This window comes from Enterobacter cloacae complex sp. S3 (assembly GCF_014930495.1).
In the GTDB taxonomy this organism is placed as follows: domain Bacteria; phylum Pseudomonadota; class Gammaproteobacteria; order Enterobacterales; family Enterobacteriaceae; genus Enterobacter; species Enterobacter asburiae_B.
Window position 1 is genome coordinate 37080 of sequence record NZ_JADBRD010000034.1, and the last position, 10003, is coordinate 47082.

The window sequence follows — 10003 nt, forward strand, 5'->3', positions numbered from 1 at the left end:
GGACACTGTAAATTCAAGGCGTGATAACAACAACGGCCATAAGGTGAATGCCCATGGATTATCGATCTTCGTCACAGAATAACTTTACCGTTTCAGCACCTTTTGCACTATTGCCATAAAGCTTAATGTGCAAAGTAACGTAATACCGTTTTGTACAAGGAAATCATCATGCTCCACCCGCGAGCCAGAACCATGCTGTTGCTGGCAATTCCGGCGCTAATTATTGGCGTGGCCTCAAGTCTGGTGCTCATTGTCGTGATGAAAGTCGCGTCGGTGCTGCAAGCCATGTTATGGACAGCGCTTCCGACAAAACTGGGCGTCAATGCTGATTCTCCTGCCTGGATCGTTGTGATGCTGACGTTGACCGGTATTGCGGTAGGCCTGGTGATCCGTTTCAGTCCCGGCCATGCCGGCCCCGATCCGGCGCAGGAACCGCTGATTGGCGCCCCGGTTCCCCCTTCGGCACTGCCCGGGCTGCTCATTGCGTTGATTATCGGTCTGGCCGGCGGCGTCAGCCTGGGGCCGGAGCATCCGATTATGGCGGTGAATATTGGCCTGGCGGTTTTCCTCGGTTCACGCATTTTGCCCCGCGTCGGCGCGCTGGACTGGACCATCCTCGCCTCCGCAGGCACCATCGGGGCGCTTTTCGGCACGCCCGTCGCTGCCGCACTGATCTTTTCTCAGACGCTCAGCGGCAATAACGACGTCCCGCTGTGGGATAAGCTGTTTGCCCCGCTGATGGCCGCAGCCGCTGGCGCGCTGACGACCAGCCTGTTTTTCCATCCCCACTTTTCACTCTCCCTCCCCCACTACGGCCAAATGCAGATAGCGGATATTTTCAGCGGTGCCATCGTCGTCGCGATCGCCATCGCGCTGGGAATGGTGGCGGTATGGTGTCTTCCTCGCCTGCACCGGCTGATGCATAAACTCAAACACCCGGTGTTAGTTCTCGGGGCCGGTGGTTTGATCCTCGGTATTTTAGGGGCAATCGGCGGGACGGTGACGTTGTTCAAAGGTCTGGACGAGATGCAGCAGCTGGCCTTCAGCCAGGTGTTTAGCGTCTCCGACTATCTGCTGTTTGCCGTGATTAAGCTGGCCGCGCTGGTGGTGGCTGCAGCCTGCGGTTTCCGAGGAGGACGCATTTTCCCGGTGGTCTTTGTCGGCGTAGCGCTGGGGCTGATGCTGCACGAACACGTCGATGCGGTGCCTGCGGCCATTACCGTCTCCTGCTCTATTCTGGGGCTGGTTCTGGTGGTCACGCGCGACGCCTGGCTCAGCCTGTTTATGGCGGCGGTAGTGGTACCCGATTCGACGCTTTTCCCCCTGCTCTGTATCGTGATGTTGCCCGCCTGGCTCCTGCTGGCGGGCAAACCGATGATGATGGCCTGGCGAAACGACAAGTAATCAGGCGCTATTGCGCGCTTCCAGCGCTTTAGTAATCGCCCCCAGCAGCGGCGGGATATCGGCCTTCGGCAGCATCACCTCAATCAGCGAGAGCCGCTCGTGGTGCGCCACTTTCTCAAGGACATCCGCCAGCTGCTCCGCTTCACTGACCCGCCAGCACTGGGCCTGAGGATCAAGGCTCAGGGCCTGCGGGATTTGCGTCCAGTTCCATAGCGCAATGTCGTTATAACGCTGTTCCGGCCCGTGGATCGCTCTTTCCACCGTGTACCCTTCGTTGTTAAGGACCAGAATAATCGGGTGTTGTTTATCCCGCAGCATCGAGCCAAGCTCCTGGATGGTGAGCTGCGCCGCGCCATCCCCAGTCAGCACAATCACGCGCCGGTTTGGGCAGGCGGTTTGCGCGCCAAACGCTGCGGCCAGGGTGTAGCCGATCGATCCCCACAGCGGCTGGACGATAAAATTCACATCAGCCGGCAGACGAAGGTCGATCGCGCCGAAGGCCGAGGTGCCTTGATCCGCAAGGATGATGTCTCCAGGGCGGATAAACGTCTGCAACGTTTTCCAGAAATTGTCCTGCGTCAGCGAGCCATCCGGCTGCGGATATTCCATCGCGCTTTGAGACGACGGTACCGGCGCATCGTGCACGTGCAGTTTACACAGCTCTACCAGCGTTTCGATTGCCTGAAGCATGGGGATGCCGGTAAACCAGACGTCACCGACGCGTGACGCATGAGGCTGAACTTCAATTGTTTGTGACGGGGTTAGCTGATGCGTGAAGCCGGCGGTCAGGGTATCGGTAAATCGCGTCCCGATGCACAGCACCGTGTCTGCCCCTTCAATCGCCTCTTTTACCGCACCGGCGCTCGCCGAACCGCTGTAAGTGCCGTAAAAACCGGCGTGACGCTCGTCAAATATGCCTTTACCCATCAGCATGGTGGCGTGTGCCATCGGCACGTCCTTGACCCATTTCTGTAGGGCATGCTTCAGGCCATGGCGCAGGACAAGGAAATCGGCCAGCAGCGCAGTACGCTTGCTCATGGCCAGCCTGTTCTCAGCGGCATCCCGGAACGCCTTCAGGCAGGCGCTATCGGCATGCGCGTGTTTGAGAGTGAGAGCGTTTACAGGAGGCGTGGCGGCTTTTTTTGCCACATCCGCAGGCAGCATCAGATAGCCGGGGCGACGCTCCCGGAGCATGGTAGTTAATACCCGGTCAATCTCATAACAGGCGTTTTGTTCGGTCAGGATCGCCTGTGCAACGGTGATCGGTTCGCTCATATGGTAAAAATGACGAAACTCACCGTCGCCCAGCGTATGGTGCAGCAGCTCCCCTCTTTGCTGTGACGCCGTACCCGGCGCGCCCACAATATGCAGTACCGGAACGTGCTCAGCGTAGCTGCCCGCAATGCCGTTCATCGCACTTAACTCTCCTACGCCAAATGTCGTCAGCAGCGCGGCAAAGCCCTTACATCGGGCGTATCCGTCCGCGGCATAGGAGGCGTTTAACTCGTTGGCACAGCCCACCCAACAGATATCCGGGCTGTCTATCACATGGTCGAGAAACTGCAGGTTATAGTCGCCCGGCACGCCAAACAGATGATCGGCTCCACAATCTGTAAGACGGTCCAGCAGGTAATCGGCGACGCAGTATGGGGTACGCATGAACAGGTATCCTTCTAATGTTGACCTCACCTTGAGTATTAAATAAGCGTGATGACTGTCCAGAATTGGCGATAAGAAGATCATGGAAAGAATGCTTTACAAAAAAGGCTGCGCTATGCTGCTTTTTTTCGCGTTAATGTAAACGCATACACTGATTTTTTCTTCAGCGCCAGAGGTGATGAGAATGGGTTATCAGCCGGACAAAAATCGTTATCGGACAATGGAGTATCGTCCCTGCGGGCAAAGCGGACTCAGGTTGCCCGCCATCTCGCTTGGGCTGTGGCATAACTTTGGCGACACCACGCTTATCGAAAACAGCCGTCAACTTTTACAGCGCGCGTTCGATCTGGGCATTACGCATTTCGACCTTGCCAACAACTATGGCCCGCCGCCGGGATCGGCCGAACGTAATTTCGGCCGTATTTTGCAGGAGGATTTCCTGCCCTGGCGCGACGAGCTGCTCATCTCTACCAAAGCAGGTTATACCATGTGGGATGGCCCTTACGGCGACTGGGGGTCACGCAAATATCTGCTGGCAAGCCTGGATCAGAGCCTGAAGCGCATGGGGCTGGAGTATGTGGATATCTTCTATCATCACCGTCCTGACCCACAAACGCCGCTGCTGGAAACCATGAAAGCGCTTGACCATGCGGTGCGCCAGGGAAAAGCCCTGTATGTCGGGTTATCCAACTACCCTGCGGAGCTGGCCCGCAAGGCGATTGATATCCTTGACGATCTCGGTACGCCCTGCCTGATCCACCAGCCGAAATACTCCCTTTTTGAACGTGCGCCGGAAGAGGGACTGCTAAACGTGCTGCAGGAAAAAGGGGTCGGCTGCATTCCCTTCTCACCGCTGGCCGGTGGACAACTGACCAACCGCTATCTCAACGGCATTCCGGCAGACTCACGCGCGGCAAGCGGCAGTCAGTTCCTGAACCCTGACCAGATCACCGAAGAGAAGCTGGAGAAGGTAAGAAAGCTGAACGCCATTGCGGAAGAGCGCGGTCAGAAGCTGTCCCAGATGGCGCTGGCCTGGGTATTACGCCATGAGAACGTGACGTCAGTGCTGATTGGAGCAAGTAAAACGGCTCAGATTGATGACGCCGTGGGGATGCTGGAAAACCTCCATTTCTCTGCTGAAGAACTGGTCCGTATTGATACAATCCTGAACAGCTCAAAATAAAACCACTTTTAGCAAAAAGTGCTCTCACTCAGGAATTCGGAGTTGAGGCGATGAAACGAGGCTTTACCAACTCGTAATATTGCGTTAACAGGCCCCACAAGGGCCCCGATCGTGAAGGAGAAAGAGTATGTTCAGGTCACTGATTCTTGCAGCGGTATTACTGGCTTCAGCCCCGCTGATCGCCAATGCGGGCGAAATCACCCTGTTGCCATCAGTAAAATTACAAATTGGCGATCGTGACGACTACGGCAGATACTGGGACGGTGGCTACTGGCGCGACCGTGACTACTGGAACCGTCACTATGAGTGGCGCGGAGACCGCTGGTGGAAACATGATAACGGCAGACACCGCGGCTGGTATAAAGACAACGCGTATGAGCGCGGCTACCGTGAAGGCTGGAACGATCGTGACGACCGTCGCGGCGGCTGGGATCGCGGCGGGAAAGGACGCGGCCACGGTCATGGCCACGGTCACCATTAATGCAAAAAGGAGCCTCCCGGCTCCTTTTTCTTTTAGAGCCCCAATGCGGTGCCAATAAGCAGCCACAGGTTCAGTGCCACTACCACCACCACGATGGCCCACCCGGTCCGTTTCACCAGCGTTGAGTTAACCAGTTCGCCCATCAGGGTTTTGTTGCTGGTAAAGATCAGCAGCGGCACCAGCGCCAGCGCGATACCAAAGCTCAGCAGCACCTGGCTCATGACCAGAATTCTCGTAGGATCAAGCCCCATCAGAATCACGATAAATGACGGGAGCATGGTGACGGAGCGACGAACCCACAGCGGAATATGGAAGCGGACAAACCCCTGCATCACCACCTGGCCTGCCAGCGTGCCCACTACCGTAGAAGAGAGACCGGCAGCCACCAGGCTGAGACCAAATATCGTGGCGGCAGCATGGCTCAGTAAGGGCTCCAGCGTGAGATAGGCCTGGTCGAGATCGGCAATACCGGTGTGGCCGTTAAAGTGGAAAGCGGCGGCTGCGGTAGCCATCATCGCCAGATTGACAAACCCCGCGATGGTCATGGCAATCGCCACGTCCCATTTGGTGGCGGAGTAACGCTCTTTGCGCGTCCCACCGTGGAGATGCTGAGTCAGCGAGGAGTGCAGGTAAATCACATGCGGCATGATGGTCGCCCCCAATACCCCGGCGGCCAGAAACACCGCTTCCGAGGTTGGCAGGCTTGGGATTGCCATACCTTTCCCGAGCTGCACCAGATTCGGCTGTGAGAAAATCAGCTCGACGATATAGGCCGCCGCGACAAACAGCAGCAGACCGCCGATAACCTTCTCCAGCGGCTTTTGACCCCGACGCTGCAGCATCAGGATCAGGAAAGTGGCAATCCCGGTCAGTACCGCCCCCTGCAACAGCGACACGCCCAGAATCAGCTTAAAGCCGATCGCTGCACCGATAAATTCAGCGAGGTCAGTGGCCATGGCGATAATTTCCGCCTGGACCCAATAGAGCCAGACGGCCGGACGCGGATAATGGTCGCGAATTTGCTCCGCCAGGTTTTTACCCGTGGCAATCCCCAGCTTTGCGGAGAGCATCTGAATCAGCATCGCCATCAGGTTAGCCCAGACGACCACCCACAGCAGCTTATAGCCGAAGCTGGCCCCGGCCTGAATATTGGTCGCAAAGTTACCTGGATCGATATAGCCAATGGCAGCGATGAACGCAGGTCCCATTAATGCGAACCGCAACTTGCGCGCGGCTCTGCCACTGCTACCCTCTACGCGACTGTTTGTCATTTCTGCCTCTGAAATATAGCCTTTGCTATGTTTAATGCTATCAAAATGAGAATGATTATCAAGATCATTTATGCTGTTTACAGTGATTTCTCTGATAGCTTTGAACGATAGACGGGCGGGTAAGTGGGGCGATCTAACAGAAACTAAAATCGCGCGCGCTTTTGTGAAGACTAGCACACAAACTTAACTTTTCACTCATTTACCTAACATAACAAAAATGTATTGTGGATCACTATTTTTGAGACTCGTCACAGGATGTAACTATAGTGTGTCCTCGATCTCGTTTTCTTTTCGCTTGTTACATAGAATGTGCACGAAAATTAAACCTGCCTCATATTTGGAGCAAATATGGACCGCGTCCTTCATTTTGTCCTGGCACTTGTTGTCGTTACTGCACTTGCATTGCTGGTCAGCACAGACCGCAAAAAAATTCGTATCCGTTATGTTGTCCAGCTGCTGGTCATTGAAGTTTTACTTGCGTGGTTCTTCCTGAACTCCAACGTAGGCCTCGGCTTCGTGAAAGGCTTCTCCGAAATGTTCGAAAAACTGCTCGGATTCGCCAATGAAGGGACCAACTTTGTCTTCGGTAAAATGAACGACGAAGGTCTGGCGTTCTTCTTCCTGAAGGTTCTCTGCCCTATCGTCTTCATCTCCGCGCTGATCGGTATCCTGCAGCACATCCGCGTTCTGCCGTTCGTTATTCGTGGAATTGGTTTCCTGTTATCCAAAGTGAACGGCATGGGCAAGCTGGAATCCTTCAACGCCGTCAGTTCCCTGATCCTCGGTCAGTCTGAGAACTTCATCGCGTATAAAGATATTCTCGGCAAAATGTCCCGCAACCGCATGTACACCATGGCGGCAACCGCAATGTCTACCGTGTCCATGTCTATCGTGGGCGCGTATATGACCATGCTGGAGCCAAAGTATGTTGTTGCGGCGCTGGTTCTGAACATGTTCAGCACCTTTATCGTTCTGTCGCTGATCAACCCGTACCGCGTTGACGCAAGCGAAGAGAACATTCAGATGTCAAACCTGCACGAAGGCCAGAGCTTCTTCGAAATGCTGGGTGAGTACATTCTGGCGGGCTTCAAAGTGGCGATTATCGTTGCCGCCATGCTGATCGGCTTCATTGCGCTGATTTCTGCGCTGAACGCCCTGTTCGCCGCGGTGCTGGGTATCTCCTTCCAGGGTATTCTGGGCTACATCTTCTACCCGGTTGCATGGGTGATGGGTGTGCCGGCTCACGAAGCGCTGCAGGTGGGCAGTATCATGGCAACCAAACTGGTTTCTAACGAATTCGTTGCGATGATGGATCTGCAGAAAATTGCCAGCACGCTTTCTCCGCGCGCGGAAGGCATTCTGTCCGTGTTCCTGGTCTCCTTCGCGAACTTCTCGTCCATCGGGATTATCGCGGGCGCGATTAAAGGTCTGAACGAAGAACAGGGCAACGTGGTTTCTCGCTTTGGCCTGAAGCTGGTTTACGGCTCTACGCTGGTGAGCGTCCTGTCTGCTTCTATCGCGGCACTGGTACTCTAACGTTTAGCGTTAAACAAAAACCGGGAGCCTGGCTCCCGGTTTTTTTATGCCCGCAATTCTTCCAGCGGTTTGGGTTTGCCTATCAGGTAGCCCTGCAGGTAATCCACGCCGAAGCGAAGCAGCATCTCGCGCTGCGCCGGTGTTTCGACGTATTCCGCTACGACGCACAGCGATTTCGTCTTCGCCAGATTACACATCGACTGCACGATCATCGCATCCATATCATCGGTACAAATGTCTTTAATAAAGCAGCCGTCAATTTTAATGATGTCTGCCTGCAGGCGTCTGAGGCGCTCGTAGTTGGCGTAGCCGGTACCAAAATCATCTATAGCAATCCGGAAACCGTAATCCCGCAGTTGCTGAATATTGTGGATGCTGCTGCCTGAATTTGAGAAGGCCTGCTCTTCGGTAATCTCAATCACGACGGACTGAGGCGCAACGCCGTAGCGTTCAAAGAGCGCACAAATCTCGGACGCCACCTCTTTTTGCATCAGCGTAAGCGGCATCAGATTAACGGAGAAACGAGCGCCAGCCTGCGTTGAAGGGTGATCGCGCAGCCACAGCAGTAATTTCTCCATGACGCACATATCAAACCGGTGGCTGAGGTTAAACTGGGCAATCAACGGAATGAAGCGGTCAGGAGTGAAGATCTCGCCCTCGCTCTCCATACGCGCCAGAATTTCGTAGTAGCCGCTCCCGTCCGCCTTCTGGATCGGTTGCGCGTATAAATGGAACTGACCCGCCTCCAGGGCATGCTTAATCCGCGCCAGCATCAGGACTCGCTCTGTCGTTTGCCCTGATGCCGCCTCAAGGCTATTCGTGAGCGCAAGCACGTTGTTTGCTGTTCCGCAGGATTGCTCGGCCAGCCAGCTCAGCTGCCCCAGCGTGTGGTGCAATTTTTCGCCGTTTTCGACCATTCCCCAGGACGCACCGAATTCAATATCCAGCCCGGTGTTGTTCCAGAAAATCTTACGGCTGTTCAGCCGATCAACCATATGCTGGAGGCGCTCAGCGGTTCCCGGACCCAGTAATACCAGCACAAGCTCGCTTCCGGGGAGCTGGAAGAGCGTCTCATCTTTTTGCAGGAGAGGCTGCAGCGACGTGGCGATCGTACGTTTGCAATGGACCCGCATCAGGATCCCATAGTGGCGGCTCAAAAATTCCAGGTTATCCATACGCAGAATGCTCACTTTTGCATCCGGGTGAATCTCAAGATAATCCTCCAGCGCACGAATATTGGGCAATCCGGTCAGCGGATCGGTGAGCGCCCTCCCCTGCCAGCCACGCTTAAGCCACTCGCTGCGCTGGTAAATACGCGACATGTAAAGCAGGCAGATCGCGAACGAGATAAGCACGGACAGAATAAAAGAGAGCGAATGGCCCGATTCCACCCCGTTAAGGAAGTTGTAGTTGTAGGTCAACAGCAGGAGTGCAGATACAGCCCACAGCAGAGAAATCAACGCATAGGTCAGTCGGCTTATCGCTAAGGTAAAAAGAATAAAAATCAGCGGCATCAAATAGCCCGCAATGACGGGAGATTCAAAAGGACCACATAAAATGACGAGAATGAAACCTAAAAGCACCAGCCAGGCAAAAATATATAATGAATTCTTGTGAAAAAACACGGGCTTCACGCTTCGTCGCCAGAAACTTATTGCATAACGGGGATTAATTATCATTCTTAATGGGTAATAGAACATCATGGTAAAAATCAATGCCGCACATATCAGGCTTTGTATATCCACAACGTTATAAATTACCGTCCCTTCGCCGAAAAAGGTCGAAATTGTCACCGGAAAATCAAACAAATAGCCCGCCAAATACATCGACAGCTTAATCCCTATTGGCACCATAAAACCGAGCCAGAATATCCGTAATCCGATGTGCTTGTTAGGGATGGAGTAGCGCCAACGCTTACCCAGCATGATGCGAAGAAGACCGCACGCCGCGAACAACGCAAAGGTCTGACAGAACAGTAATACTGAATATTGTAGCGGTGCTAAATTTACATAGAATAAATTAGTGACAGTAAAACCTAACAAAATGGGAAGAATAGCCCTGCGCCCAAATAGCAGAATTACCGCCAGCATTACGCTTAAAGGTAACCATGCTAAATAAACGTCGTGACCATTAACAATTGCGCGGGGAGAGAGATAACGGGAGACAGGTACCGCAATCAGGCATAAAGCCAGAGCAATCATAAATATCTTTACATTATTGTAAGTTTTTCTATTCATTAACCTGGGCGTTATTTTCCGAGAGAATTATTGACCGGATGGATAATAGGTTTATTAATTGCGCGAATCAAGTTCAAGTCTATTTTTAGACTGGTTTATTGATGTCGATTGAGGTGAGGTACGTGAATACCTTCTTTTTGATAACAAAATACGGTGGCGAGTGTTACAAACACATAAAAAAAACCCTCGTCTTTCGACGAGGGTTTACAATTTTGGTGGAGCTAAGCGGGAT

The 10003-nt window shown here is 53.7% G+C and carries 7 protein-coding genes; 4 read left to right on the plus strand and 3 right to left on the minus strand.

Annotated features, from left to right (window positions below; translation table 11 throughout):
• Positions 1–168: 168 nt before the first annotated feature.
• Positions 169–1404 (plus strand): ion channel protein, encoded by a 1236-nt coding sequence (locus IM317_RS19095; protein ID WP_033146138.1) that lies wholly within the window; start codon positions 169–171, stop codon positions 1402–1404.
• On the opposite strand, the gene ipdC is transcribed toward IM317_RS19095, so the two are convergent.
• On the minus strand, positions 1405–3063 hold the full coding sequence (ipdC, locus tag IM317_RS19100; protein ID WP_033146139.1) for an indolepyruvate decarboxylase: 1659 nt from the start codon (positions 3061–3063) through the stop codon (positions 1405–1407).
• A 184-nt stretch (positions 3064–3247) separates the two neighbouring features.
• Here ipdC and mgrA point away from each other — a divergent pair, with 184 nt between their 5' ends.
• Together mgrA and IM317_RS19110 are read left to right on the plus strand one after the other, a co-directional pair.
• Positions 3248–4246, plus strand: coding sequence for an L-glyceraldehyde 3-phosphate reductase (gene mgrA, locus IM317_RS19105; RefSeq protein WP_033146140.1), 999 nt, complete (start codon positions 3248–3250; stop codon positions 4244–4246).
• Positions 4247–4373: 127 nt separating this feature from the next.
• Complete coding sequence (locus IM317_RS19110; protein WP_023308717.1) at positions 4374–4727, plus strand: DUF2502 domain-containing protein; 354 nt, start codon at positions 4374–4376, stop codon at positions 4725–4727.
• A gap of 32 nt (positions 4728–4759) precedes the next feature.
• Here the strand turns inward: IM317_RS19110 and IM317_RS19115 are convergent, their stop codons facing one another.
• Positions 4760–5998, minus strand: coding sequence for an Nramp family divalent metal transporter (locus IM317_RS19115; protein ID WP_033146141.1), 1239 nt, complete (start codon positions 5996–5998; stop codon positions 4760–4762).
• A gap of 348 nt (positions 5999–6346) precedes the next feature.
• Between IM317_RS19115 and IM317_RS19120 the strand changes: the two genes are divergently transcribed.
• The gene (locus tag IM317_RS19120; protein WP_008501591.1) at positions 6347–7534 is read left to right on the plus strand and encodes a NupC/NupG family nucleoside CNT transporter; all 1188 of its coding nucleotides are present in this window, start codon (positions 6347–6349) and stop codon (positions 7532–7534) included.
• A 44-nt stretch (positions 7535–7578) separates the two neighbouring features.
• On the opposite strand, the gene IM317_RS19125 is transcribed toward IM317_RS19120, so the two are convergent.
• A complete protein-coding gene (locus tag IM317_RS19125) occupies positions 7579–9771 on the minus strand; it encodes an EAL domain-containing protein (protein ID WP_033146142.1) in 2193 nt (730 codons plus the stop codon).
• Positions 9772–10003: the final 232 nt, after the last annotated feature.

Bases quoted from the DNA above. Each gene is read 5' to 3' on its own strand.
- IM317_RS19095 (WP_033146138.1), top strand. From the start codon at position 169: ATGCTCCACCCGCGAGCCAGAACCATGCTGTTGCTGGCAATTCCGGCG.
- ipdC (WP_033146139.1), bottom strand. From the start codon at position 3,063: ATGCGTACCCCATACTGCGTCGCCGATTACCTGCTGGACCGTCTTACA.
- mgrA (WP_033146140.1), top strand. From the start codon at position 3,248: ATGGGTTATCAGCCGGACAAAAATCGTTATCGGACAATGGAGTATCGT.
- IM317_RS19110 (WP_023308717.1), top strand. From the start codon at position 4,374: ATGTTCAGGTCACTGATTCTTGCAGCGGTATTACTGGCTTCAGCCCCG.
- IM317_RS19115 (WP_033146141.1), bottom strand. From the start codon at position 5,998: ATGACAAACAGTCGCGTAGAGGGTAGCAGTGGCAGAGCCGCGCGCAAG.
- IM317_RS19120 (WP_008501591.1), top strand. From the start codon at position 6,347: ATGGACCGCGTCCTTCATTTTGTCCTGGCACTTGTTGTCGTTACTGCA.
- IM317_RS19125 (WP_033146142.1), bottom strand. From the start codon at position 9,771: ATGAATAGAAAAACTTACAATAATGTAAAGATATTTATGATTGCTCTG.